At 48.8% G+C, this 26,312-nt stretch carries 19 protein-coding genes; 5 read left to right on the forward strand and 14 right to left on the reverse strand.

Going from position 1 to position 26,312, the window contains the following annotated elements; all coding sequences use genetic code 11:
- Window positions 1–25: 25 nt before the first annotated feature.
- From recA to M1D30_RS02810, 4 genes are all read right to left on the reverse strand, one after another.
- Window positions 26–1,051, reverse strand: coding sequence for a recombinase RecA (gene recA, locus M1D30_RS02795; RefSeq protein ID WP_248506048.1), 1,026 nt, complete (start codon window positions 1,049–1,051; stop codon window positions 26–28).
- Window positions 1,052–1,070: 19 nt separating this feature from the next.
- Complete coding sequence (locus tag M1D30_RS02800) at window positions 1,071–2,312, reverse strand: saccharopine dehydrogenase family protein (protein ID WP_248506049.1); 1,242 nt, start codon at window positions 2,310–2,312, stop codon at window positions 1,071–1,073.
- A gap of 8 nt (window positions 2,313–2,320) precedes the next feature.
- Window positions 2,321–2,884, reverse strand: coding sequence for a DUF6621 family protein (locus tag M1D30_RS02805; RefSeq protein WP_248506050.1), 564 nt, complete (start codon window positions 2,882–2,884; stop codon window positions 2,321–2,323).
- A gap of 185 nt (window positions 2,885–3,069) precedes the next feature.
- Window positions 3,070–3,927 carry a mechanosensitive ion channel family protein gene (locus tag M1D30_RS02810; protein WP_248506051.1) on the reverse strand — a complete coding sequence of 286 codons (858 nt, stop codon included), beginning with the start codon at window positions 3,925–3,927 and terminating at the stop codon, window positions 3,070–3,072.
- Window positions 3,928–4,083: 156 nt separating this feature from the next.
- Here M1D30_RS02810 and rhaD point away from each other — a divergent pair, with 156 nt between their 5' ends.
- Entirely contained in the window at window positions 4,084–4,893 is an 810-nt protein-coding gene (gene rhaD / locus M1D30_RS02815) for a rhamnulose-1-phosphate aldolase (protein ID WP_248506052.1), read from the forward strand.
- A gap of 100 nt (window positions 4,894–4,993) precedes the next feature.
- Here the strand turns inward: rhaD and M1D30_RS02820 are convergent, their stop codons facing one another.
- The 4 genes from M1D30_RS02820 to M1D30_RS02835 all read right to left on the reverse strand — a co-directional run bounded on the left by M1D30_RS02820 (window position 4,994) and on the right by M1D30_RS02835 (window position 10,291).
- Window positions 4,994–6,085: an OmpA family protein gene (locus M1D30_RS02820; RefSeq protein WP_248506053.1), complete on the reverse strand. Its 1,092-nt coding sequence runs from the start codon at window positions 6,083–6,085 to the stop codon at window positions 4,994–4,996.
- Window positions 6,086–6,199: 114 nt separating this feature from the next.
- Complete coding sequence (locus M1D30_RS02825; RefSeq protein WP_248506054.1) at window positions 6,200–7,531, reverse strand: MFS transporter; 1,332 nt, start codon at window positions 7,529–7,531, stop codon at window positions 6,200–6,202.
- Between the two features lie 19 nt (window positions 7,532–7,550).
- The gene (locus M1D30_RS02830) at window positions 7,551–8,801 is read right to left on the reverse strand and encodes an L-rhamnose isomerase (protein ID WP_248506055.1); all 1,251 of its coding nucleotides are present in this window, start codon (window positions 8,799–8,801) and stop codon (window positions 7,551–7,553) included.
- Entirely contained in the window at window positions 8,798–10,291 is a 1,494-nt protein-coding gene (locus M1D30_RS02835) for a rhamnulokinase family protein (protein ID WP_248506056.1), read from the reverse strand. The genes M1D30_RS02830 and M1D30_RS02835 overlap by 4 nt, the downstream gene beginning before the upstream one ends.
- A 198-nt stretch (window positions 10,292–10,489) precedes the next feature.
- Here M1D30_RS02835 and M1D30_RS02840 point away from each other — a divergent pair, with 198 nt between their 5' ends.
- Window positions 10,490–10,999 carry a hypothetical protein gene (locus tag M1D30_RS02840; RefSeq protein ID WP_248506057.1) on the forward strand — a complete coding sequence of 170 codons (510 nt, stop codon included), beginning with the start codon at window positions 10,490–10,492 and terminating at the stop codon, window positions 10,997–10,999.
- Window positions 11,000–11,084: 85 nt separating this feature from the next.
- Here the strand turns inward: M1D30_RS02840 and M1D30_RS02845 are convergent, their stop codons facing one another.
- The gene (locus M1D30_RS02845; RefSeq protein WP_248506058.1) at window positions 11,085–11,795 is read right to left on the reverse strand and encodes a DUF5020 family protein; all 711 of its coding nucleotides are present in this window, start codon (window positions 11,793–11,795) and stop codon (window positions 11,085–11,087) included.
- A 249-nt stretch (window positions 11,796–12,044) separates the two neighbouring features.
- Here M1D30_RS02845 and M1D30_RS02850 point away from each other — a divergent pair, with 249 nt between their 5' ends.
- The 3 genes from M1D30_RS02850 (at window position 12,045) to M1D30_RS02860 (ending at window position 16,540) form a co-directional block, all read left to right on the forward strand.
- Window positions 12,045–12,956, forward strand: coding sequence for a tail fiber domain-containing protein (locus tag M1D30_RS02850; protein WP_248506059.1), 912 nt, complete (start codon window positions 12,045–12,047; stop codon window positions 12,954–12,956).
- An 8-nt stretch (window positions 12,957–12,964) separates the two neighbouring features.
- Window positions 12,965–15,145, forward strand: coding sequence for a C25 family cysteine peptidase (locus M1D30_RS02855; RefSeq protein WP_248506060.1), 2,181 nt, complete (start codon window positions 12,965–12,967; stop codon window positions 15,143–15,145).
- Window positions 15,146–15,238: 93 nt separating this feature from the next.
- The gene (locus tag M1D30_RS02860; RefSeq protein ID WP_248506062.1) at window positions 15,239–16,540 is read left to right on the forward strand and encodes a leucine-rich repeat domain-containing protein; all 1,302 of its coding nucleotides are present in this window, start codon (window positions 15,239–15,241) and stop codon (window positions 16,538–16,540) included.
- 374 nt (window positions 16,541–16,914) lie between these two features.
- Here M1D30_RS02860 and M1D30_RS02865 read toward each other — a convergent pair whose 3' ends face one another.
- From M1D30_RS02865 to rsgA, 5 genes are all read right to left on the reverse strand, one after another.
- Complete coding sequence (locus tag M1D30_RS02865) at window positions 16,915–19,353, reverse strand: prolyl oligopeptidase family serine peptidase (protein ID WP_248506064.1); 2,439 nt, start codon at window positions 19,351–19,353, stop codon at window positions 16,915–16,917.
- A gap of 54 nt (window positions 19,354–19,407) precedes the next feature.
- Window positions 19,408–22,320 carry a sugar-binding domain-containing protein gene (locus M1D30_RS02870; RefSeq protein ID WP_248506073.1) on the reverse strand — a complete coding sequence of 971 codons (2,913 nt, stop codon included), beginning with the start codon at window positions 22,318–22,320 and terminating at the stop codon, window positions 19,408–19,410.
- A gap of 3 nt (window positions 22,321–22,323) precedes the next feature.
- On the reverse strand, window positions 22,324–24,453 hold the full coding sequence (locus M1D30_RS02875) for a hypothetical protein (RefSeq protein ID WP_248506075.1): 2,130 nt from the start codon (window positions 24,451–24,453) through the stop codon (window positions 22,324–22,326).
- Window positions 24,454–24,555: 102 nt separating this feature from the next.
- Window positions 24,556–25,353: an RNA methyltransferase gene (locus tag M1D30_RS02880; protein WP_248506077.1), complete on the reverse strand. Its 798-nt coding sequence runs from the start codon at window positions 25,351–25,353 to the stop codon at window positions 24,556–24,558.
- Entirely contained in the window at window positions 25,350–26,288 is a 939-nt protein-coding gene (rsgA, locus tag M1D30_RS02885; RefSeq protein WP_248506079.1) for a ribosome small subunit-dependent GTPase A, read from the reverse strand. Before rsgA ends, M1D30_RS02880 begins: the two co-directional genes overlap by 4 nt.
- Window positions 26,289–26,312 lie beyond the last annotated feature (24 nt).

Here is a 26,312-nt window from a genome sequence, read left to right on the forward strand (position 1 = left end):
TCTTTTATTATATATAATAGGTGTATTACTGATTGTCCTTGATCTTCTCCATAATCTTGGCTTCCAACTCCTCGCACAACTCGGGGTTATCCTTCAGCAGTGCTTTTACTGCGTCGCGACCCTGAGCCAGTTTCGAGTCCTCGTATGAGAACCACGAACCGCTCTTCTTGATGATCTCGTACTCTACACCCAAGTCCACAATCTCGCCAATCTTCGAGATACCCTCGCCGAAGGTAATCTCAAACTCAGCTTTGCGGAAAGGGGGAGCCACCTTGTTCTTCACCACCTTCACGCGCACCTGGTTGCCAATGGGCTGGTCGCCGTCCTTCAGGGTGGTCACCTTGCGGATGTCCAGACGAACAGAAGCATAGAACTTCAGGGCGTTACCACCAGTGGTAGTCTCAGGGTTACCAAACATCACACCAATCTTCTCGCGCAACTGGTTGATGAAGATACAAGTGGTGTTGGTCTTGGCGATGGTCGAGGTCACCTTACGCAGGGCCTGACTCATCAGACGGGCATGCAGACCAACGGCCGAATCACCCATGTCGCCCTCAATCTCCTTCTTAGGTGTCAGGGCTGCCACAGAGTCGATGACGATGATGTCAATGGCAGCCGAGCGAATCAGCTGATCGGCAATCTCCAGTGCCTGCTCACCATTGTCTGGCTGCGAGATATACAGGTTGTCGATGTCCACACCCAGCTTCTGAGCATAGAAGCGGTCGAAGGCATGCTCTGCGTCGATGAACGCTGCAATGCCGCCTGCCTTCTGTGCCTCGGCAATGGCGTGGATGGCCAGTGTAGTCTTACCAGATGACTCCGGACCATATATCTCGATGATGCGTCCTTTTGGGTAGCCGCCCACACCAAGGGCAGCGTTCAGGCTGATTGAGCCAGTAGGAATCACATCAACATTCTCTATCTTTTCCTCGCCCATGCGCATGATGCTGCCTTTGCCAAAGTCCTTCTCGATCTTCGACATGGCAGCCTGCAGAGCTTTCATTTTCTCCTGTTGCGGAGTCAACTGTTCTGTTTCTTCTTTCTTTGCCATAGTTGATATACATTAGTTATTATAATTCCAAATCACCATCGTGAATCTCGTGCCAAGGCAGGCCCTGCTTGTTCAGCTGCTCCATGAATGGATCGGGATCGAACTCCTCTACGTTGTGAACGCCTGGGGTGTTCCAAAGACCCTTGCAGAACATCATGGCACCAATCATGGCAGGCACACCAGTGGTGTAGCTCACGCCCTGCATGCCAGTCTCCTCGTAGGCGGCACGGTGACTGCAGTTGTTGTATACGTAATAGGTATGTTCCTTGCCGTCGTTGCCGATACCACGGATGCGGCAGCCGATAGAGGTCTGTCCCTCGTAGTTCTCGCCCAGATCCTGTGGGTTAGGCAGTACAGCCTTCAGGAACTGCAGGGGCACAATCTTCACCTTTACGGTCTTGCCACTGCCGTCGGCCAATGGTGCCTCGTATTCCACCTCGTCGATGCGACTCATGCCAATGTTCTGAATCACCTCCAGGTGCTTCAGGTACTGCTGACCGAAGGTCATCCAGAAGCGGGCACGCTTGATGGTGGGATAGTTGATCACCAGCGACTCGATCTCCTCGTGGTGCAGCAGGTAGCTGTCGCGAGGACCAATCTCTGGGTAGGTCAGGTCCTTGTGAATCTCCAGGGGCTCCGTCTCAACCCACTTGCCATCTTCCCAATACAAGCCCTTCTGTGTGATCTCGCGGATGTTGATTTCTGGGTTGAAGTTGGTGGCGAAAGCCTTGTGGTGGTCGCCAGCGTTACAGTCAACGATATCCAGGTACTGAATCTCCTTGAAGTGATGCTTGGCAGCATAGGCGGTGTAGATAGAAGTCACACCTGGGTCGAAACCGCAACCCAGGATGGCTGTCAGTCCAGCCTTCTCGAAGCGCTCGCGATAAGCCCACTGCCATGAGTACTCAAAGTGAGCCTCGTCCTTAGGCTCGTAGTTGGCCGTATCCAGATAGTTGCATCCGCATGCCAGACAAGCATCCATGATTGTCAAGTCCTGATAGGGCAGGGCCAGGTTGATCACCAGCTCAGGCTTGTAGTCGTTGAACAGCGCCTTCAGCTGCTCCACATCGTCGGCGTCCACCTGGGCAGTCTTGATGTCCAGCTTGTAACCAGCCTTATGGATATCCTCAACTATCTTGTCGCACTTCGCCTTTCTGCGACTTGCAATCATAAACTCCGTAAATACGTCAGCATTCTGTGCAATCTTGAATGCTGCTACTGTAGCGACGCCACCAGCGCCAATCATTAATACTCTACTCATATTTCTTTTTATTTTATTTCTTCTCCTTTAATACCCAGGGCCGCCATGAGCGAATAACCAAGAATCTCCTGACGGAAGTTGCCGCCAGCCATAGGCTGCATGGCAAACACGGTGATGCGCTTCTCGTCGTCGTCCATCTTGCGGAGGATGCTGCGCACCTCGTCATAATGAGCCTCGTCAGGGATCACCATCACGCGCTTCACGTCCTTCTGCTGCAGCACAGTCTGCAGGGTGTCCATAAACAACTCGTCCTTGTCAACGAAGCCCTCGCCGTTGGGTGTGCTGAAGCAAAACTCGCCCAGGTTGCCCTTGAAAGCCATGCCTTCCAGCTCCTCGGCAAACTTCCCGGGGGCAAAGTTCTTCATCTCTGTCTGCTCCTTGTCGTGCGTCAGGATTACCACCGTCTGGTGGTCACCCTCGCGCAGTCCGCCGTCCAGCGCAATACACTCTGCCCATCGTGCCATGTCTGCCTGTGGTATGCGCCTTTCGAGCATTCTCTCAAAGTTAACTATCAAGTCGAATGCCACTTTATCAACAAAGTTGGCATCTGCAATAATCACGTTCTCATTCATTGCCTGCAAAGTTACGAAAAGTCGAGCGAAGAACAAAACAAAATCATTTGTTTTTTCTTCCGAGACGGAGTAACTTCGCGACTTTCGTCGCAAAGTTACAAAAAAACAAAGAGAAAAACCAAGAAATCAATCAATTTGTTCTTGGTTTTTCCCTATGTCGTAACAACAGGCGAAATCCGTAGGATTTACTTGTTGTTCAGGATGTTCACGTCAACGCGGTTGAAGGGGAACATGAAGCCGCGTTCCTTCAACATCTGGTATACCGTCTCATTCAGGTTGAAGTACACCTCCCAGTAGTCAGGACCCTTACACCACGAACGGGTGATCACTGTCACGCCGCTGTCGCCCAGGTTGCTCAGTCCAATCCATGGCGCAGCCACGATGGGCGAGTCGTCCACAGGACCCTGCATCACCTTGGGATGCTTCTGCAGAATATCCAGGATGGCATTCTTCACCTCGTTGTAGTCGGCACCATACTCAAACTGAAACTCCAGGTCCACGCGGCGATAGAGCTCCTTCGACGAGTTCTTCATCGTGCCGCTGCTCAGCGAACCGTTTGGAATCAGGATGATCTGTGCGTCGCCCGTGCGAATGATGGTGTTGAAAATCTGAATCTCCTTCACGATGCCAGCATAGCCCTGCGCCTCGATGAAGTCGCCCACCTTGAACGGACGGAACAGCAGGATCATCACGCCACCGGCAAAGTTCTGCAACGTGCCGCTCAAGGCCATACCGATGGCCACGCCAGCCGATGCAAACAAGGCGATGAATGACGATGTCTCGATGCCCAGGATGCCCACGATGATAATGGTGAGCACAAACCACAACACCACGTTGATGATGCTGTTGAGGAAGGTGTAGAGCGTGGTGTCCACCTTACTGCGCTGCAGCATTTTGGTGAAGACTTTGATGAGCACCTTAATCAGGTAACGACCCAGGAAATACACGATGGCTGCCACAATCAGGTTCTTGCAGAACGTGAGTCCCCACTGCCACAGTTGCTCGTAGGGCACAGCCTCAAAAAGTTTGTCTAAAACACTCATAATTTTTTGCGGTTTATTGTCTGCAAAGATAGCCATTATTATGTAAAGAACAAAGAAATTACACATAAAATCATAAATTGCGGGTTAAAAATCAAATAATTGTGCCGTAATTCCCCAAATGACTATAAATTTGCAGAAGTTTTTGATTATACAACTATGAAAAGTATCTTGGATGGACGTCCTGCCTTAAAGGCGGAAGTTGAAAAAATAGCAGAGGTGGCCGGCTACCTCTGGCAGAATGGTTGGGCCGAGCGCAATGGCGGCAATATCACCGTGAACATCACAGAGTACGTTGACGATGAGATTCGCAGCATGGCGCCTATCAGCGATGTCAAGCAGATTGGGGTGACGCTGCCCGCCCTTAAAGGCTGTTATTTCTATTGCAAAGGCACTGGCAAGCGTATGCGCGACCTGGCCCGCTGGCCTATGGACAATGGCTCGGTCATCCGTATCCTTGACGACTGCGCCTCGTATGTCATCATTGCCGACAATGCCGTGATGCCCACCAGCGAGCTGCCCAGTCACCTCACCGTCCATGCCCGTCAGATTGAGACCAACTCTGGCTATAAGGCCACCGTTCATACGCACCCCATCGAGTTGGTGGCCATGAGTCACAACCGTGCGTTCCTGGGCAAAGATGTGCTCACAAAGATCCTATGGAGCATGATTCCTGAGACCAAGGCCTTCTGTCCGCTGGGACTGGGCATCGTACCCTACACCCTGCCAGGCTCAAACGCGTTGGCCGATGCCACGCTGAAGGAATTGGAAGACTACGACGTGGTGATGTGGGAGAAGCATGGCGTCTTTGCCAAGGGCACCGATGTGATGGACGCCTTCGACCAGATCGACGTGCTTTCGAAGAGTGCTAAGATCTATATCAACGCCAAGTGCATGGGCTTCGAGCCCGAGGGCATGAGCGACGAGCAGATGAAGGAGATGACCAAGGCCTTCAACCTGCCCAGATAAGCAGAAAAACAAACTACTAAATAATATAACTATTAATTCATAGAAAGAGGCCCCGTCGCTGTGAAGCAACGGGGCCTTGTTATTGTCTGTTGGTGAGCACTTACTCGAAGTTGCCCATCACGATAACGGCACGGTTGTCGTCGTTGTTGGCAAAAGGCTGCTCCTTGTCGCCAACCACCACCACCTTGATGCGCTTGTCGTTGATGCCCTTAGCCACCAGAGCCTCCTTCACGGTGTTGGCGCGCTTTTTGGCAATAGCCTTGTTCACTTTGTGCGTACCCGTCTTGCTGTCGGCATAGCCTGTCAGCACGATGTCGCCATTAGCCACCTTGTTGGCCCATGCCACCACCTCGTCCAGCTTGCCAGCCTGATCAGGTCTGATGTCAGCCTTAGCCAGGTCGAAGAAGATGTTCTGCGTCAGTTTCACGGGCTTGTTCACCACGGGCTTCACCTCAGGCTTTGGCTCAGGTTTGGGCTGAGGCTGTGGAGCCACGGCAGGCTTCTTCTCGGCCACGGGCTCAGCCTTCTTCTCAACCATCACAGGCTCTTCAACCACTGCAGGCTGCTCCTTGGCCCCCTTCTTGTGGCCAAACTTATAGGTGATGCCAGCCATGGCATAGGGCCACCATTTGTTGTTGTCGGCCAGCACCTTGTTCTTCTGGCGCACATAGTTGGTGCCAGCCTCCAGGTTGAAGCCCCAGTGCTTAGCCAGGTCGAAGTCAATCATACCGCCCACCTTCCAGGCTGTGTTCCAGCGGTCGCTGCCCTCAGCGGTGGCATAGGCATAGTTGTCCACCCATGCGTGTGGAATGGCGATATTGAATGGTGCGCCAGCAATGGCGATGACATTCACGAAATTCTTTGATCGTGGAAACAGCAGGTTTGTCAGGTTGAACATCATGTCGAGGTCAATGTTGGCAGCCTTGCTCTTGTATTCCGAGCCGTCGTCCAACTTCGCTTTCCAAGTACTACCGTTGGCTTGCAGTCTCATGCCGAACACGCTTGTGAAGTTATAGCCCAGCGACACGGCAGCCATAGGGTTCCATTTGCGGTCTACGCCCTGACCGTTCCAGGCTCTCATAACACCACCTTGTACACCAACGAATGCGTGAGGATAGGTTTTTGTTTCCTGTGCAGAAACGTTCATGGCAAAGACGATTGCCAAGACGGAAAGTAATAGTCTGTTCTTCATAATTAGTTATTGTTTTATTATACGTGCTACAAAGATAATGCGTTTTCTCGAGCCGTCCAAATATTTTGCTCGAAAAAACGCATTATCTGTTAAAAACGTTTGACTTAATGCTTCTTAGTACTCATCGCCGTAGCGCTCCTTGGTGATGTCGGCCAGCGAACGTCCACGTGTGTTGGGCATACCAATGAGTCCCACCACCAGCGAAACAACCAACAGCGCCACCATACAGTAGGCTGCCAGCGTGAAGCCCTCGCCGTTCTCACCATAGATAAACGTGAATACCAGTCCCCAAACGGCCGACAGGCCACGCACGATGAAGAACATCAGGCCCTGCGCGCCAGCACGAAACTTTGCAGGGAACAGTTCTGAGCCCCACAGCGCATAGAACACCTGCACAGAACTGCCGTTGTTCAGTCCCCACAGGATGGTGAACACCCAGATGCCAGCGATGCTCGTCACACTGCCGCCAATCACCAGTAGCCATGCCGTGAGCGCAGCCACCAGTCCGAAGATATAGAACAGACGGTGTGCCACCTTGTCCACATAGAACGAGATGATAAACGTGGTGACCACCACGAACACCCAACTCACGCAACTCAGCATGTTGGCCGTTTCGTTGCTCAGTCCGCCAGCCGTCTCATAGACATGCGGCATAAAGAAACCCATCACCGAAGCCACCAGGTTCCACGTCAGATAGATGGTGGCCAGGAAAGCCACCGAGCGCACAGCCACCTTGTTGGTGAACAGCATCCTGATGTTCTCCACAATACCACTCTTGTCCTTCTCCTTGTTAGCCTCGAACTCGGCACTCTCCTGCAACTGACGCTGCAGTGTCCATGCCACGAATGCCACCACAAAGAGGGTAAAGAACACCACGCGCGACGAGAACACCTCGACAGCCGCCTGCGCAGCATCGGCACCAATCACGGCGTGCGCCAGCGACTCCACAGGTGCATACAGATAGCCGCCAGGTGCGAACAGCATGCCGAAGAACAGGATGAGCATCGGACCGATGCCCCACGACATCTGCGAGATACAGATGTTACGGCCACGGTTGTTTACCTCCGACGACTCCGAGATATACGTCCACGAGGCAGGCACGCCAATGCCCACCGAGATGCCCGTCACCAGGAAGCCAGCCAGCAGCATGGGATAGCTCATCGAGAACATCACGATGAGCATGCCCAGCATATAGACCAGGAGGTTATAGGTGAAGATAAACTTTCGTCCAAACTTGTCGGCCAGGAAGCCACCGATGATGGCACCGATGGCAGCACCCATAGCGTTGGCACTCAAGGCGTTGAGCCATCCCAGGTGCATCTCGCTCAGTCCCAGGTAGTTCTGCCACAGCGTGATGCCACTCGAGCCAGCCACGATGGCGCCTGCGTCCAAGTAGTTGTTCAGAGACACAGCGAGTGTGCTCTTCAAAGAACTGTTTTTAGTCATTGTATCGTGTTGTTTTTGGTTATCGCTTCGACGTGACGTTCTGCTCGTACTGCTGGATGGCAGCGATGAACTCCTCGCCCACGGGCACGTTGTTCTTCAGGTTGAAGTAGTCGTACACAGCGCCGAAAGGCATCGACTTAGCCTCCTCCATCAGGGCTAGACGCTCGAAGTACTGACCATTGTCCTCGTACTGACGCAGCAGTTCCTTGGGCTCAAGCATGGCCTGCAGGATGCACTTCTGAGTGGCGCGAGCACCAATGATATAGGCACCAATGCGGTTGATGCTGGCATCGAAATAATCGAGTCCCACGTGTGCACGGTCCAAGGCGTCGGCACGCACCAGTTCCTTAAACAGGTCCAGTGTCTGGTCGTTCATGATGGTCACGTGGTCAGAGTCCCAGCGCACAGGGCGACTCACGTGCAGCATCAGCTCAGGCACGTACATCAGCAGGGTCGATACGAAGTCGCTGACGTTCTCCGTCTGCTCATAGTGACCAGTGTCCAGGGTGTACATCTGCTTACGTGTGGCGCAGTAGGCCGTATAAAAGTCGTGCGAGCCCACGGTATAGCTCTCCAGTCCGATGCCAAACAGCTTCGCCTCGAAGCAGTTCTTCACGCCGTCCAGCTTCTCGGCCATGATCTCGTCGAGCGAAGCAGCCAGAATCTCACGATATTTCTTGCGCTGCACGGGCATGTCCTTCGAGCCGTCGTGCACCCAGATGTTCATGATACAAGGGTCGTTCTGTGCCTTACCCATGGCGTCGGCAATGCGACGACATCGTTTGGTGTGCTCAATCCAGAAGTCGCGAATGCCCTTGTCAGGGTTGCTCAGCGTCAGGTTGCCACTCTTGGGGTGCGAGAACGATGTTGAGTTGAAGTCGAGCTTCATGTTGTTCTCCTTGGCCCACTGCATCCAACTCTCAAAGTGCTCTACGCCCACCTCGTCGCGATCAACGAACTTGCCGCCGAAGTCACCATAGATCTCGTGCAGGTTCAGACGGTGGTTGCCGCCCAGCAACGTCTTCACAAACTCGATGTCCTGGCGCACCTCGTCAATGTTGCGAGCACGGCCAGGATAGTTGCCAGTGGTCTGGATGCCACCACTCAGTGCCTCGTTGCGCTCGAAGCCCACCACATCGTCCGTCTGCCAGCAGTGCAGCGAAATCTGCTGTGCCTGCAGCTGTTTCAGTACGGCGTCAGTGTCAACGCCAATGGCAGCGTAGCGGTCTTTCGCTACGGCATATGCCTTTTCTATTAGTTCTGCTTTCATTTCTTAGTTATATTTAGATATTTGTTATATGCATTGTCCCATGTCTCCTTGTCCTCAGGCGTGTATCTCACCATCTCGGTCGAGTTGGCAATGATGCGTCGCATCTCCCAGATGTCGTTCACACAGCCAGCCGCCTTGGCCTGCACCATGATGTTGCCAATGGCCGTGCACTCCTGAGGGCCAGCCAATACAGTGACGCCAGTGGCGTTGGCCGTAAACTGGTTCAGATACTTGTTCAGACTGCCGCCGCCAATGATATGAAGCGTTGAGAGGTGCTCGTTGGAAGATGCAAGATCTTTCAGCCATTCGAACACCTGGCGATAGCGCAGGGCCAGCGAGTCGAAGATGCAGCGACAGATCTCGGCAGGCGTCTCAGGCACAGGCTGATGCGTCTGGCGACAGTAGTCCTGAATGGCACCAATCATACTTGTTGGAGCCGCAAAGGCTGCATCGTCAGGGTTGATGAGCGAACGGAACGGCTCCACGGTCATGGCCTGCCCCTGCAGTTCAGGGTGCGACAGCTGGCGTACCTCCTCAGGCCATTCCAGTCGGCAGCGCTCATACAGCCACATGCCGCAGATGTTCTTCAGGAAACGTGTGGTGCCCTCAATGCCCCCCTCGTTGGTGAAGTTGCGCTCAAAACTCAGGTCGCTGATGATGGGTTCCTTGGTTTCGATGCCCATCAAGCTCCATGTGCCACTGCTCAGATAGGCAAACTGCTCGTCCTTGGCAGGCACGGCAGCCACTGCTGATGCCGTGTCGTGACCAGCCACTGCCACCACAGGCACTGCTCCCAGTCCTGTCAGTCGCTGCACCTCCTCTGTCAGTGTGCCAACAACGGTGCCAGGCATCACCATGCGTCCAAACATATCTCTGTCGAGTCCTACTGATGCCAGCAATTTCTCGTCCAGGTCCTTGGTTCTTGGGTTCAGCATCTGACTCGTCGAGGCGATGGTATATTCGCACACCATCTCGCCAGTCAGCATCCACGACAGCGCGTCAGGGATGAACAGAATCTTCTTGGCGTGCTTCAGTGCCGCATTGCCCTCGCGCTGCATGGCATAGAGCTGAAACAAGCTGTTGAAGTTGAGGAACTGGATGCCAGTCACGTCATACACCTCGCGACGCGTGGCCACCTCTTGCAGATAGTTGTCCATGGCCTCGAAGGTGATGGGATCGCGATAGGCACGCGGGTTGCGTAGAATAGCACCATCTTCGCCTATGCATACGAAGTCTACGCCCCACGTGTCAATGCCTATCGACGTTATGTTGAGCTTGCGTTGAGCCACCTCTTTCAGTCCACGAATCATTTCGAAGTAAAGGGCGTGGATGTCCCAATAGTAGTGGCCACCTTGCTCTATGAGGTTGTTGGGGAAGCGTGTCACTTCTTCCTGAATCAACTGTCCCTCTTCGATGTGTCCCACAATGGTACGTCCGCTGGTTGCTCCCAGGTCAACGGCAAAAAAATGCGGCTTGCCTATTTTGTTCATTGAATGTTTCTTTTAAGTCAGTCTCAATATTTTCGCTGCAAAGGTACATTAAAAACGCTTATTCATACCACATAATTTGATTTTCTAACCACGTTTTTTGAAAAAAGTGCATTTTCCAATTAATCCTTATGTTGTTCGCTTCGTCTAAAGGATGTTTACTAATTACATTAACCTCTTTATTTAAAAAAACCAAAAACAATGAAAAAGATTTTGATGTTAATCGCTCTGATGGCAATGCCATTTGCCATGCAGGCACAAACCAAGTTCCACGACGTTGAGGCCAACGAGGCTCAGGGTGCAGTGAAGAAGATTACTCAGGCCAACATGGGGCGTGAGCAGGTGACTATCTTTGGTCAGGATGGCAAGATGCAGCGCGACGGCATGACTAGTATTGTTTACGATGCCAACGGCTATATCCAGTCGGCCAAGATGTCAATGCAGGGCAACGAGACCACCATCACCTTTAAGTGGCAGAATGGCAAGGTTGTGAGCCAGAGCATGAACATGATGGGCAACGACGTAACCACCACCTACACCTATAACGACAAGGGTGCTGTGGATACACAGTCAATGAACTTCGGTGGCCAGCAGATGGAGATGAAGTATACCGATTACAAGTATGACGCCAAGGGCAACTGGATCAGCCGCAAGACCAGCATGATGGGCCGCGACATGGAGCAGACCCGTACCATCGAGTATTTCGAGTAATATTATATAAGGTTTTAAAAAAAGGAAACAGGGGAATCGCAATTGGCGGTTCCCCTGTTCTTTTTTTATATCTTTCTGTATCTCCTTAGAGATTCCACTTCAAAGCCAGTGTGGGGTTGAAGAAGAATGTCTTGTCGCTGGTGGGATCGCTGTTGAAAACGAAGTTGTTCGAGAACTCCCACTCAGTACCAACAGCCAGGTTTGGTGTGATGTTATACCACAGCTGAGGCTCTGAGAGAATCACCATGCAGCCATGACCATTGGCCTTTTCGCCACGCCAGAAGTCAATAAAGCCTGCAAAGCGAAGCTTGTCGTTGAGGAAGTTCATGCCCCATACGCCAGTGAGCTGGGCGCTGGCATAAGAATGAGTATTGTCGTAGCTCTTGAAGTACTGCTTATACATGAGCTGTACAGACCAAGTCTTTGAGAAGTCAGCGGTGTGTCCGTTATAGGCGCCACCGATGAGGCCAGCCTGCTGGAAACTGCCAGTCTTGCTCAGACCGCCATCATACTCCACGTGTGCAGCAAAGGGAAGGTCCTTGCCCAGGTTAATCTCACGAGAGATCTCAGTGTAGGCACTCTCGGTGAAGTGGCGACTCAGGTCTACGTCGACGAAGTAGAACCACGAACCCCACTGGTCGGCCTTAAACTGCTCCAGGGTAACGGTCACCTTCTGGCGGTTAGCCTCCTCGCCAGTGTAGATGTTACGGCCGAAGTCATAGTGCAACTGAATGTTCTGGGCCTGTGCTGTAAAGGCTGCTGCAGCCATTACGGCAAAAAGAAAAAGTTTTTTCATTTGCTTTTGTTTTTTTTATGTTATTGTTTAAGCGTTATCAAAATATCCGTGCAAAGTTACATAAATCTTTTTGTGCAGCAAAATATTTTTCTACTTTGTTTTCTTGTCAAAAAGAGAGTAGTGTTAATGCTGAGTGTTAATGCTGTTTAATTTTGTTAAATATTTTAAATAAATTCCTTTAGTTCGATATTATTATTTTATATTTGCAAAAAATTTTTTCTAATATTAATAACCAAAAACATTTAACTTATGAAAAAAAAGGTATTATTACTAATCGTGTTTGTGTGTGTTGCAATTATTTCAAATGCACAGCTAGAAGTTAAGTATGACGGTTCTACAAGAGCAGGTCTTGATGATTTCTTGAATAGTAGATACATACAACTGGGTGCATCTTCTACTCGTAGTTCTGGATATAATATTGGTGTAGCTGGCAAATCCACTATTTTATCAGGAAACGGTGGCGCAGTGAGTTGTGGTGTATATGGACGTGCAAATAATCCTTCTAGCTCAATGACTTATGGCGTGGCGGGTGATTTAAGTAGTTCGTGTACCAGTGGCGCAGGCATAATGGGATCAACTATGGATATCTTAGGTTATCTTGTCCCTGGTAAGTATGCGGGCTATTTTTATGGAAATACTTGTGTGAATGGGACACTAACTGCGACACAGATTCATCAATTATCGGATAAACGATTAAAGGATAATGTTTTTTCCCTAAGCGAATCCGCATTTCCTACACTTGATAGATTACTTAATATTAATGTTGTATCGTTTAATTATTCTCCCAAAATGTTTCTACAAAACATACCTGACTCAATTGCGTATGAAGAAGCCGCAAAGAATCTGGGTGTGGACTCAAAAAAGATACATTATGGTGTAATAGCTCAAGAATTACAAGAATTATTTCCAGAGTTGGTAGAAGAAGGTCCGGATGGTTATTTAAATGTTAACTACATAGAATTAGTGCCACTTCTTATTCGTAGCATTCAGGAACTGAAAACGGAAATAAATGAGATAAAAGAAGATAATAAAGTTGCAAGACAAATGTTAGAGGAAAATGGGGGGGACTCAAAACTACAAAGAAAGACGACAACACCACCAAACTATTCAATTAGTATAAATGGGCAGCAGGTTGGTATCAAAAAGAGTTATAGAAAATAGCGTAAATCATGAATTACATTAAAGTACTTATAACATTCTGTCTCTTTGCTTTTGCTAACAAGAGTTTCTCTCAAGAGATAATTCCCATTGGGAACAATTACGAAGGAGCAACTGTAGAAAAAGATGTTCTTGTTGATGATGATGCTACCTATGAAGTAAGAGTAAAAATTAATGGGCTCCATGATGAAATAATATCAAATAGTAAAGGCGATTATCATAGGTTGTCATTTGATGATGAGGGAAATTTGGGAAAAGTTGGAGAACCTGCTTTGCCAGTTGTTTCTTTTTTAATTGCAATTCCGTCAGGGAAGATTCCTCAAGTATCCATACATGAGGAATCTTGGGATAAAATACAAATAGGAAATATTTTTCCCACTCAACCGTCTTCTTTTGATGGTGACGGTTATGGGTCATTCTATATTAATGAGAATGTCTATAAAGAATCGTTTCTTCCCCAAAAATTAAAAATTAGCGAAGAAATGAATTGGCGTGGAATTAGAAATGTAGTGGTGCAAATATGTCCTTTTAATTATTATCCTAAAGATAATTGTCTTAACGTATTAAAAGATTTTGTAGTAAGAATAAGTTTTCAGAAGCGTTTTACTAATCAACGAAACGTTTATTCCGTACAAAGAGAATCAAATCGTTTCGGATTGTTTGATAATAGTGTATTTGTAAGTAAAAACAGTAAATTATATAATTCTGAAACTGATAATTATGATTATCTGATTATAGTCGGAAGTGATGATATCTATCATAGTCAATCCCTAAAAGAATTTAGACGCTGGAAAGCATTGAAAGGCTTTAAAACAAAAGCGATTCTTGTTGATTCAATTGGAAATGATGAATCCTTAATAAAAAATTATATTAGTTCTGAATACAGTAAAGGAGTAAGATATGCTCTATTGGTTGGAGATGTAAACTTAATTAAAACAAAAAGATTGCAATTTTTAGATGACTACTTTAATCCTACAGATCAAAAATATTATAGTGACTATTGGTATGGCTGCGTATTGGGAAATGATGAAGAGCAGGATGTTGCTATAGGACGCTTTCCTGTTAGTTCTTTAGAGCAGTTTACTAATATCGTAAGAAAGACGATTCAATATGAGTCATGGAAGAATCTCTATTATAGAGCTTTACTTATGGCACACAAACAACATAATGGATATTATTATGATTATATTCCATGTTGTGACAGTATAAAAAATCGTAGTTATGTGGAACCGCTGTTGTTTTACAAAGTTTATGGAACAGACCCTAATTCTACGAATTCAACTGTAAATAGTATTATTAACCAGGGAACTCACATTATAAACTATAGGGGACATGCTTCCGTGAATTATTGGGGGAATCCTGATTGGAATAAAAAAAATGAAAGTTATAGTAACATGGAGATTGACAGTCTTTCACCAAATACCAATTCTGTATTTTTCTCAATTGCTTGTAATTCTGGCAATATTGGAGACCCCGATAGTGTGAGTATGTTAGAGGTCTTTACCTGTTCGCCTAAGGGTGCTGCGGCTTTTCTGGGTTCAAGTACAGCTTCTGACACATGGGTAAATAGCACTTATAACAAAATGATATATAGATATCTGCTTGATAGTGCTGAGTATCGATTTTCAGACATTAACATGAAAGCATTTATAAGTCTAATTCGAGAACAACCTAATGCCGCAAACATTAAGAATAATGCATATTCTTATATATGTGGAGGTGACCCCTCTCTTGAGTTGTGGACAGCGACTCCTCAAAAGATTAATGCAGTAGAAGTGGATTATATTGATGGAAAAATGGTTATCAACACTGCAGATACGTGTCAATATGATGTTTTTATTTCGTCTGTAGATGGAGATTTGTTAGGTAAATTGTTTACAAATGATCATTCCGTGATTTTTCCAAAACCGGCAGAGAAATTCTATTTGTCATTGGTAAAACACAATAGAATACCTTATGTTGTATATTGTGATTTTGAAAGAAATTCCTTGCAAGCTGTTAATGTGGATTATAATGGTTTTTATGGACAAACACCATTCGCAATGGGAGAGCGTGTGAATGAGGATGATGAAATAGGTGATGTAGTAATAAAAAATGAATCAAAGATAAATATCAAATTAGGTGATGGAGGAGTTCTGTTAGATAATGGCTTTAAAGTAGAAAAAGGTGGTAAATTAATTATAAAACATTAAATTGAAATTGATATGGATTTTCGTAATTTGATTTTTTTGCTCTTATTGTTAATGATACATGGTGTTGCCAATGCCCAAGAGCATGAACTTTTGGTGTCAGAAATAGAAAATAGTGGATGCATTTCGTATGCGCGAGGTTCAGAGGCCTCAAATCAGTCAACAATCATTCTTAAAAAAGACGGCACAGATTTGTTGGTAGAACTTCAGCATTACATTAGTAACTGTGGCACAAGAAGTTTCGACGTGTCGGCTCATTCAGAAAATGGTTGGAGTGGAGCTTCTTATTCTGATTCAATAGTCGTAAGCGTTTCTCCAGTAATTTCTAACAGTCAAGACTGCACCTGTCCATTTAACGTGTCCTTTCGACTGCATGGCATTGAAGGAAACAAATTCTATTTAAATTGCTGGTGGTTCGACGGCTTGGTAGAACTGTCGGATTCTGAACCATTATCCTTAGAAGATAACACAAAGACTGTTTTGGTTGATGGATTTAGTTATCTGCTTAGACAGAACTATCAACAGGCCATACTGATGAGTTACAATATAAATTCGAGAGGTGAACTGCGCATACCCCAAGAAGTGTCTTACGAAGATGTGAACTATTGCGTGAACGGTTATTCTTATGACGCCTTTATGGGTAATATATATGCGAAAAAGATAGTGATTCCACCCACCATCAAGGTATTGAGCTATGGACTAAATGGCAATATGTATATCAATGCGTTCCAATCCTGCACATGTCTTGATACAATTGAAGTGGAACCAGGTAATGCTGTCGTACAGTCTGTTGACGGCGTGATGTTTGACAAGAAGATGACGGCACTTTTAGCCTATCCAGCAGGCTCCACCCGTCAGTCATATGAAGTGCCAGAAGGAATTGTTACCTTAGAGAATTTCGCCTTTGCTAATAGTAAACAGTTAAAGTCTGTTAGTCTTCCCAGTGGACTGAAATCTATTGATGCGCAGACTTTCAGCGGATGTACCTCGTTGAAGAAACTTGATATACCAGAGAGTGTAAACAGAATCGAGGTGTATGCTTTTAATGGAACTAAGTTGGACGAGTTGTTTATTCGTGGTGTTATTGACTCTGCCTATATTACGAAGCCATCCAATCCGTATGAACCAACCATGTTTTCTGGCATGAATACCAGTACAAAACTCTATGTGCTCCCATCAGAAGTAGATAAGTTCAAGGCAATTTATAGTGGCCCTGTTTTCCAACTTCCTTCTCCAGACGAAATAGAGGATATAGAAAGTACGTCAAACCAAACGGAAAAGAAGGGCGTGACTTATGACCTCCAAGGTCGTCCCATAGAAAAGCATGCCAGTGGCGTTTATATTCAAAACAGAAAGAAGGTTCTTGTTAAGCCAGGTGAGGAACCGTGTGACGATTAGCAATGAATAATCTTAACAATAGCGCCTCTGAGATTTAAAAATTCTGAGCCAAAAATTTTTTCTGTGCGTACAGGCGAAATATGAGCATGTTCGTAAAATGCTGAAAATGAATGGTTTACGAAATTGGTTCGAAAAGTGTAAAGAATTAGAAAGCGTTCGAATATTCGTTTAGGTTGTAACGGAGCCTGAGTTACACTGCAACGGAGGCTGTTTTGCATGGTAAAACAGCATGAGTTGCATCGTAAAACAGCCTCCGTTGCATGGTGAAATCGATAGGGGTATGAAAAAAGGGGCCAAAAGCCCCTTTTTTGCGTTCTAGTTTGCATTTTTTCAGAACCCTGTTTTTCGGCAGTATTTCTTGACAATTTTCCTCTTTACAGGTTCTTCTTAGGATAGAGGGCATCCCACCATGAGGCATCGTCCTTCAGCCATTTCTGGAACCATGCCATCTGCGTGGCCAACCATTTTTCTTTCTTTGAGTACTCAAGGATATGATGGTTCTCACCCTTTACCTGTACCAAGGCCACCTCGCGACCCAGGAGTTTCAGGGCGGTAAACATCTGCAGACTCTCGACCAAGGGCACGTTGGTGTCGGCATCGCCATGAAGCAGAAGCAAAGGCGTATGAATCTTGTCGGCATTAAACAGCGGACTCTGGTCCACATACAACTGACGGTGGCTCCAGGGATAGCTGTTGGCCATCGATACCTCGCTGTAGTTATAGCCCCAATAGCCCTGTCCCCAGTAGCTGGTGTGGTTGGCAATACCTGCATGACTCACGGCAGCAGCAAAGATATCCGTCTGCGTCTGCAGATACTGCGTCATAAAGCCACCATACGAGGCACCCATACAACCAATCTTTTCCTTGTTGATATAGGGATGGTCGGCACAGATTTGCTTCACACCCTCGATAATGTCCTCGGCAGGACCATGACCAGCGGTGTTGACATGGCGCGAAGCCCACTCCTGACCAAAGCCGGTGGCACCACTGGGTTCGATGATGTAGGCCACATAGCCCAGCGAGTTCCAGTACTGAGGGGCATAGGGCGACTCGAAATAACGGCTCACAGGTGAGCAGCCTCCATAGTAATAGACAATCATGGGGTATTTCTTCGTGGCGTCGAAGTCCTTGGGCAGATAGAGGCGACCATAGACGGTGTCGCCCTTCGAGTTCTTGAAGTTATAGTCCTGACAGGTGCCCAACTCGGCATCGCCAAGGGCAGTCTTGCCATCGAAGAATGTCTGCTGCTTCTTGCTCTTCAGGTCGATGACATAGGCCGAGGCAGGCTCCATGGTGTTGTATGACAGCCATGCAATGGTGGTGGCATGCGAGGCCATGTCGAAGCGATAGATATAATCGCCCTTGCAGGGCAGCTGCACAATCTTGCCCGTCTTGGGGTTGAGCTGATAGGCATAGACATAGTCGCGACACTCGGCATAGAAATAGATATTACCATCGACAGCCGACCAGGTAAGGCCGCCATCAACATTGGGATCGAAGTCCTTGGTGAGGGCTTTTACCTGTTTGGTGGCGATGTCGTAGAGGAACAGCTCGTACTCCGTCATGCTGGGCGTACGGTCGGCCGGCAACTGACAGCCAATGCGATTGAAAGCCTCTGGATTGCCCATGAAGAGCACCTGCGAGCCATCGGGTGAGAACTGACAGCCACCCAGGAAGCCCTCGCGCTGAAGCAGGGTGTCGACCTTCAGTGTCTGAGCGTCGATGATAAAGACGTCCTGCACCTCGGTGGGGCGCTTCTCCAGGCGTGAGTACGACGATACAACCAGCAGCTTCTTGCCGTCCTGCGAGATGTCGAACAGACTCTCGCCCTTGTTGCCAAAGGTGATGCGCTGGCAGAGGCCGCTCTTGATGTCGTAGCGCTTCAGGTAGGAACGTGAGCGCCAGCCAGGCTGACGGTCGTCCATCTCGAGCACCTGATACACGTTCTCGTCCTCCTTGGGACCCTCCTCCGTGCAGGTGAAGATGAGGTAGTCCTCAGTGGGACTGATCTTATAGCTCTCGTGGGGAATGTCGTAGGCCCACTGTGTGCGTTGGCCCGTCAGGGGGTCCACCTTATAGAGTATGCGCTTGCCGCCCTGGGTCTCCTCGTCGATATAGGCGATGGAGCGAGGCATCCACTTCTTGCTGCCATTGAGGCGCTGAAGCAGGCGCTGACCCTTGACCTCGCGCAACTCGTAGTCCCACTGACTCTTGCCGCCACGGGCTGTGGTCTGATAGGCCACGATGACGTATTTGCCATCGGCCGAGAGTGAGATACCACGCACACGTTTGCCATCCGTCAGGTCGTGTACCATGTAGGGATGCTTCTTAGAGAGTGTAGGCACCACCTCACGCGACATATCCATCGTCACCTGTACGCTGTCGGTATCCGACGGTTCTGCCAGGTATTTGATAGCCAGCGTGTGATGCTCAGGTGCAAGTTTCACCTCTCCGCCAGCTTCCTGCCCGTCAACATACAGCTTATAGTTCTTTGGACCTTTCACACTGACCGAGCCCTTCACGTAGTCCCTGTTATTCACAAAGAAAGAAAGGATGCCCACACTTTTGCTGTCCTTCAGCGACGGAAGCACCTTACCACTAAACACAGTGGTAGGTTCAGCAGAGAGCGTCAAGTTGTCCATCAAACTTTTCTTATCAAATTTTCTACCGTTTACATCTACGGAGTCCATACCCACAGGAGCCTGCACAGCAAAGGGACCTGCCATGTTAAACTCCGTCACCGTTGTCTTCACCTGCGCCCCAGCATTCAGGACACCTGCTGTCAGCGCTATCAGAATAAAAGATTTCTTCATACTACTTATTGGTCTGTTTACGAGTTGCAAAAGTACAAAAAAAATCTGATTATCCTACTTTATCTGTTCGATAAATTCTATTTCCACGATACGCAGTTCACTCTTTGTCTCTCCACCGTTCCTGGCTTTGAACAAATCCAGCTCGCCAGCGACAGGTTGAGCCAACTCCGTTATTCCTCCAAAAGCATCCTTGTCCTTACCGGCACCTTTCAGACGGATGGTAATTTCGTTGGTCTTCACACGCTTGGTGGGTGTCAGATGGATATATCCCAGACTACGTTCTGTCTCACCGCTCCAGATAAGCTGTTTGCCAGCATACACTTCTATCGGATAACTGCGCAGACGCCAACCGGTCAGCTTCAGGCAAATATCATCAACAACCGTTTTCTTCGCCAGTTTATAGGTTATCCAAGCCGTAGAGAGTCGTCCGTCGTTTTTCCATTCCGACAGTTCATTATCATCATAGCTACGAATGGCATGCTCACTATCATAGCCAGCCTTAGCCGACACGATATCTATACCACGAGCCAGCTCTTTGTATGAAGGAGTTATCGGTGTTTCTCCTCTGTCTAACTGACTGCTCAGTTTTTCCGACTTTACAAAATTAGTTTTTTTACTATTCAACGAGACGTACGCCGGTTTCACAGCATCGGCATAGACCGAAAGATTAATCTCACCAGCATTCGTAGTGGTACGTAGCAACACCCTGTTCACACCACACTCCACGGGCAGGGACATAGCATCAGTTTCTATGCCGCCTATCCATCGGGCCTCACCCCATAGAGAGAAATGTATCATCCGGTTATCAAGCGGACAGCGACGTCCCTGTTTATCAGTCACCTCCACTTGGACCAGCACCATGTCAGCGCCATCGGCCTTGATACCCAGTGGATTCTCTATGGCTGTGAGTTTCAACTGGTATGGTTCACCCACCGTCTCAAGTTGATAGCGACTGCCATCAGAGCCCACAGCCTCCAACATGCCAGGTTCAAACCCCACGTTGTCAAAACTGAAGAGATAGCGATAGCTCTGCTTACCCTTACCCAGCGATTTGCCGTTAAGGAACAGTTCTACACTGTCAGCCGTCGATACCACATAGACAGACTTCACTGTATGAGCAGGATAGTTCCAGTGTCCTACGATATACGTCTTTGCCTCTTCCGGTTCCACCCATCCGTTCCACATCACCTGATGTGCAAAGAAGGCATCCTTAGGGATGCGCATGGCATCCACGACACCACTGGTGCGATAATGTTTCTCGCCACGATGATGGGTATTCGTATCAGAGAAGACGATTTTCACCCCGCCAGAAGAGACACGGGTACCCGTGCCAGGACGCTCACGCCAGTAGTCATACCAGCGACGCACCATCTCCACGGCAAACTCATCCATATTATGATTATACTCATTAGCAGGCTTACCACGATACAACGGACCGTCACCTTCTTTATGAAAAGGATAACTCTGCTCATCCCAGTATTTGCGCAAGCCCTCATCACGACAGTATTCCATCGCCCACATGGGGTGCTTCTTACTTTTGTTGATATAGAGCATCTCGCCGCCATATTCAGCCTCATCGATATCGAGCATCTCACGACTGCCAATGGCTCGTCCGCCATAAGGATCGTACTGATTACGGATAGCCTTCATTTCCAACATGTGTTCACGACTGATACTCTCGTTGCCACACTCGTAGAAAAGTATTGAAGGGTTGTTGCGGTTATAAATGATGGCATCACGCATCAGGGCCGTACGCTGCTGCCAACGGGCGCCATCCACATCCTTCTCTGCATCGCCAGCAGGCATGGCCTGTGGCAATCCCACACGGTCACAACTCTCAATATCCTGTTTCCATGGCGTCACATGCATCCAGCGCACCATATTCGCCCCACTCTCTACCATCATGCCGTTTGAGTAATCGCTCAACCATGCCGGCACACTGATGCCTACGCCCGGCCACTCATTCGAGGTACGCTGGGCATAGCCATGAACCATCATCACGCGTTCGTTCAGCCAAATCTTTCCTTCGGCAAAGCGTGTTTTACGGAAACCGGTGCGGGTGATGACATTATCAAGCCTTGAACCGTCATCGGCTTTCAACAGGGTTTTAATGGTATAGAGATAGCCATACCCCCACGACCAAAAATGCAGATTGTTAACAGACTGCTGTATTCTTACAGTACGTGTTTCGCCAGGCTGCATGGTAATGCGCTCACCATTAAAAAGGGCTACTTCTTTACCATCCATATCAAGCACTTTGGCAAAGAATGTAAACGAACGGGGCTTGGCGTCCTCGTTGCGAATCTGCGATTCGGCATGGATGGTTGCCTGGTGATTGGGTATGTCGAAATCGGTAGCATAGATATAGGTACCTGTTGTGCCTAAGTTACTATACAAAGGCAGGGTCTGATAAAGCTTACCGGTAATATGCAGCCATACGTTCTTAGGCAGACCGCCATAGTTGGCATTAAAGTTATTATCGTTCCATTGGTAGCGGCTATCCAATAGCCTATCGCGGTACTTCCAATTATTGTCGCAACGCACGGCTATCACGTTCTGTCCTTCTTTAATATAAGGTGTCAGATCAAATCCGAAAGCCATCACACCATTATCTGAGAAACCCACCTTTTGTCCGTTCACCCAGACATCGGCACCCTGACGGGCACCTTCGAACTCAATGAACACTTTTCCTTGCACTTCGCCCTCGGTCAAGGTAAAGGTCTTACGATACCAACAGACGGTATCCGTCAAATCCACAATATCTTTCCTAAAAGCCTCATCGCCGTTGAAGGCGTAAGGCAGCGTTACCTGTTGCCACAGGCTGTCGTCATAATCGGGTTTGGCAGCCTCAGCGAAATCGCCTACTGCCAGTCGCCAGCCACCGTTGAAATTGAGTTTCTGTCGCTCTGTAGCATTCACACTCACAATGAGCATCAGCAGTATATAGAATAAAAAACACTTCTTCATACCTTACTTATTATATACTTTCTTTCTATTCTTAATAAGGATTCCTTTGTACGACACATCCACACGCTGTCCTGACAGATTATAGATGCTGCTATTAACAGAAGTCCTATAAGTAGCAGCATTATTGATAGCCGTTGGGATGTTCACGTTCTGCACCTTCTCTGCCTCCGCCCACGCCTCAGCATCACTCTTCAAGTCGCTGCCCAGATAGTAACCGGTATTGGTGGGCTGGTTGTAGCCTATGTTCTCGTTGAGAGCTGACATCCAATAGCAGTGGTCGGTCATCAGCCATGGGAATTTATGCGTCGTGGGATACCAGGTAGAAAATATCTTGATATCCTGCAGGCGGGTATTATCTGGCACGATAATCTCCTCACGCCAGTCGCCCACGAGGTCACCATACCATGACGGGTTAGACTTCGTGCCGTTGATGAAGGTCTCCGAGTACCGATACATCGTAAAGGTACGTCCGTACTTAGGACTTTGAACGATATTATCCTCTATCAACTGACGTGACAACGAACCATCGAACCAAATAGCCATGCCGCATCCGCCCTTCTGTCCCTTGGTATTAATAGTGGTCTCCGTCCCATCCTGCTTGATATAGTTCCCCTGATAGTAGAAGAACTCGCAACCCGGATATTCAGGGAAGAAGTCGCCCACCAGACAGCGCCCCATGTCGTTGTCACTCGTAGCGTCCTTTTTCCAGATGACTGAACCGTCGCGGGCATCGTGGAGTGCCACCATCGTCTTACCTGTCTCCAGACAGTGAAACATCTGCAGGCCTTCACGCTCAGGCAGGAACTTACCCACGTGATTGGCATCACCATGTCCCAGTCCCGTGTTCCACAAGCCTATACCATCATGATCCACTGCCATCGAGCCATACATCACCTCGTCCAGACCATCACCGTCGAGGTCGGCCACATTCAGCGAGTGGTTACCCTGACTGGCATAAGTACTATGCTTCTTGCCATCCTTGCCTGTGCCACCATCATTAGTGTCGAAGCGCCAACGCTTCGTGAGCTGTCCGTCACGCCAGTCCCACGCCTCAATGACGCTGTGACCATAGACGCCACGTCCCAGCACTACCGACGGCAGTCCCGTCTCATCGAAACAGCCTACTCCCACACGAAAGGAGCAGGCACGTTTCCAGTAACCATCTCCCCAGGACTCACTGGTCTCGCGGTCAATGAAGTTGTCACGGGCCAACTCACGACCAGTCTTACCGTCGATGATACTGAGGAACTCTGGTCCTGCAGAGTTATAATGGTCCAGATAGCCAGGTTTCGACGTATTCAGATTGCCCCACGTACGGTAGTCTATCTTCCCATCACCGTTGGTGTCAGGAATCTCCGTGCCATCGCCAAATACCGTGCCCTCACAAGTGCGGATAGCCATCTCGGCACAACCGTCACCATCAAAGTCGGCCACGGCAAAACTGGATGAATTACCCAGGATAACGCCGGGACCGCCCTTCACACGCCACAGCAGCGTGCCGTCCAGTTTATATGCATCCCAGATGACCGCCCACAAACAGTCCTGCTGCGAATAACTGGCGCCCGAGCCATCGCTCACAATATTTCCGCTCTCGTCCTTCACACTCTGCAGGCGCTTCACCACCAGTTCAAACTCGCCATCACCATCCAAGTCGCCAATGCTCACATCGTTTGCCGTATAGACAATCTTCGACGTATTCTCATACACGTCCTTCGTATCGGCCAATGGAATACTGATATAAGGCAGTCCACCTGATACCTGCGCCTTCGTCAGCATAAAGCTTGATAGTGTCTCTGCACTACCCGCATAGGTCAGACGATAATGGTTATCCGCCGTCTTACTGGCCGAGCCGTCCTGATAGCACGTACGATTCTTGATATTCGATGCGATTTTCTTCTCTGCACCAGTACCGATGGTGCGATAAAGGTCAAAGCCTGTGTCGGCATTGTCGCCATGCAACATGCGCCACGACACCAGCACCTTTCCCGTATGCTGCTGATAGTCGCCCAGTGACGCATTACTGGCACCGTTGATGCTCGCCCATAGTGCCCTATCAGGTAGTTTTTCCGCACTGGCTACTACCGTACACAGCATGACAAACAAGGTTGTCAAAACGTAAATTTTGGATTTCATTGATTAGTTTTGTATATTAGTAATTGGTTTTCGGTTGCAAAGGTAAAGAAAATAAATGATATCGACAATGTTTTATTCAAATCTTTACTCTACTATTTTTTTCTATTGGCATTTCCCCAGTTCCCAGAAAGCCACAGCCGCTGCTGCCGCCACATTGAGGGAGTCAACGCCATGCGCCATAGGGATGCGCACCACATAATCAGTGGAGGCGATAGTCTCCTTAGGGAGTCCGTCGCCTTCAGTACCCATCACAATAGCTAAGCGGGGCTCAGCTTTAAGTATCGGATCATCCAGTGATATGGATTTGTCCGTCAGCGCCATTGCAACAGTTTTGAAGCCCAACGCTTTCAAATCGGCATAACTATCGAGCCACGTCCAAGGCACCAGAAATACGGAGCCCATAGACACACGCACGGCACGACGGTTCCAGGGATCACAAGAGTTACGCGTAAGCAGCACGGCCTCTATACCCAAGGCTGCCGCAGAACGAAAAATAGCACCGATGTTCGTGGTATCCACCACTCCATCGATGACCACTACACGACGTGCATCCTTGAGCACCTCCTGTAAGGCTTTGGATCGTGGACGACGCATGGCACAAAGCACACCGCGTGTCAAGGTGTAGCCCGTAAGTTGCGCCAGCAGCTCACGGTCGCCTGTATATACGGGGATATCACCACAACGGGCAATGATATCAGCTGCATCGCCAGTGATGTGCTTGCGCTCACAGAGTAGCGACAGGGGTTCATAGCCTGCATCGAGGGCCACACGGATCACCTTGGGACTCTCTGCAATAAAGATGCCTTTCTCTGGGTCAAGGGCATTGCGCAACTGGGCTTCGGTCAATCGACCAAAGACCTCAATGCCAGGCTCATTTAATGAAGAAACCTCAATAATCATTGTGCTTCGCGGTATTTTCCCTCCTCCTTATCATCGAGCATCGAGAGGTACGACTGGTAGCGGCTCTCTGCGATATAATGTTCCTCTACAGCTTTCAGCACTGCACATCCAGGTTCATGTGTATGCGTGCAGTTAGAGAAGCGGCAGTCCTTTGAGAAGTGGAAGATATCCTTGAAATAACTGGTAATCTCTTCCGGCTCCATGTCGAAGGTGCCGAAGCCCTTGATACCTGGGGTGTCGATGAGGTAACTGGGGGTGGGGGATGAGGAGGCTGAAGGGAGGGGAATCATCTCGCTGAAGGTGGTGGTGTGCATGCCTGTGTTATGGGCATCGCTGATCTCGGCCGTGCGCAGGTTGACACCAGGCACCAAGCGGTTAATGAGCGTAGATTTCCCCACACCACTATTACCACTGAGCAGCGTTATCTTACCTTCCAACATGGCGTGCAGTTCATCCACGCCCTCGCCCGTCTCTGCCGATATCTGACGACACTCATACCCAATGGTCTCATAGAGATTCACCACAGCCTGCTGATAGCGCAGCAGGTCATCGTCCAGCAGGTCGGTCTTGTTGAAGACCAACACCACGGGCACACGATAGGCCTCGGCCGAAGCCAGGAAACGATCAATGAATGTGGTGGATGTCTGGGGATTGGCCACTGTGACAACCAGGAACGCCTGGTCCACATTGGCAGCGATGATATGACTCTGTTTTGAGAGGTTGATACTCTTGCGGATGATGTAGTTGCGGCGATCCTCAATGGCCACAATCCATCCTTCCTCGTTCACTTCCACGCGGTCGCCCACAGCCACAGGATTGGTGGTGCGGATGCCCTTCAGGCGGAAGTTGCCCTTTATCTTACAATCAAGCAGTTGGTCATCGTCCGTGCGGACGGTGTACCAACTGCCTGTATTCTTAACGACAAGACCTTTCACGCTTCGCTAATAAAAAATGAATTG

Source organism: Prevotella sp. E15-22 (assembly GCF_023204875.1).
In the GTDB taxonomy this organism is placed as follows: domain Bacteria; phylum Bacteroidota; class Bacteroidia; order Bacteroidales; family Bacteroidaceae; genus Prevotella.

Bases quoted from the DNA above. Each gene is read 5' to 3' on its own strand.
- recA (WP_248506048.1), bottom strand. From the start codon at position 1,051: ATGGCAAAGAAAGAAGAAACAGAACAGTTGACTCCGCAACAGGAGAAA.
- M1D30_RS02800 (WP_248506049.1), bottom strand. From the start codon at position 2,312: ATGAGTAGAGTATTAATGATTGGCGCTGGTGGCGTCGCTACAGTAGCA.
- M1D30_RS02805 (WP_248506050.1), bottom strand. From the start codon at position 2,884: ATGAATGAGAACGTGATTATTGCAGATGCCAACTTTGTTGATAAAGTG.
- M1D30_RS02810 (WP_248506051.1), bottom strand. From the start codon at position 3,927: ATGAGTGTTTTAGACAAACTTTTTGAGGCTGTGCCCTACGAGCAACTG.
- rhaD (WP_248506052.1), top strand. From the start codon at position 4,084: ATGAAAAGTATCTTGGATGGACGTCCTGCCTTAAAGGCGGAAGTTGAA.
- M1D30_RS02820 (WP_248506053.1), bottom strand. From the start codon at position 6,085: ATGAAGAACAGACTATTACTTTCCGTCTTGGCAATCGTCTTTGCCATG.
- M1D30_RS02825 (WP_248506054.1), bottom strand. From the start codon at position 7,531: ATGACTAAAAACAGTTCTTTGAAGAGCACACTCGCTGTGTCTCTGAAC.
- M1D30_RS02830 (WP_248506055.1), bottom strand. From the start codon at position 8,801: ATGAAAGCAGAACTAATAGAAAAGGCATATGCCGTAGCGAAAGACCGC.
- M1D30_RS02835 (WP_248506056.1), bottom strand. From the start codon at position 10,291: ATGAACAAAATAGGCAAGCCGCATTTTTTTGCCGTTGACCTGGGAGCA.
- M1D30_RS02840 (WP_248506057.1), top strand. From the start codon at position 10,490: ATGAAAAAGATTTTGATGTTAATCGCTCTGATGGCAATGCCATTTGCC.
- M1D30_RS02845 (WP_248506058.1), bottom strand. From the start codon at position 11,795: ATGAAAAAACTTTTTCTTTTTGCCGTAATGGCTGCAGCAGCCTTTACA.
- M1D30_RS02850 (WP_248506059.1), top strand. From the start codon at position 12,045: ATGAAAAAAAAGGTATTATTACTAATCGTGTTTGTGTGTGTTGCAATT.
- M1D30_RS02855 (WP_248506060.1), top strand. From the start codon at position 12,965: ATGAATTACATTAAAGTACTTATAACATTCTGTCTCTTTGCTTTTGCT.
- M1D30_RS02865 (WP_248506064.1), bottom strand. From the start codon at position 19,353: ATGAAGAAATCTTTTATTCTGATAGCGCTGACAGCAGGTGTCCTGAAT.
- M1D30_RS02870 (WP_248506073.1), bottom strand. From the start codon at position 22,320: ATGAAGAAGTGTTTTTTATTCTATATACTGCTGATGCTCATTGTGAGT.
- M1D30_RS02875 (WP_248506075.1), bottom strand. From the start codon at position 24,453: ATGAAATCCAAAATTTACGTTTTGACAACCTTGTTTGTCATGCTGTGT.
- M1D30_RS02880 (WP_248506077.1), bottom strand. From the start codon at position 25,353: ATGATTATTGAGGTTTCTTCATTAAATGAGCCTGGCATTGAGGTCTTT.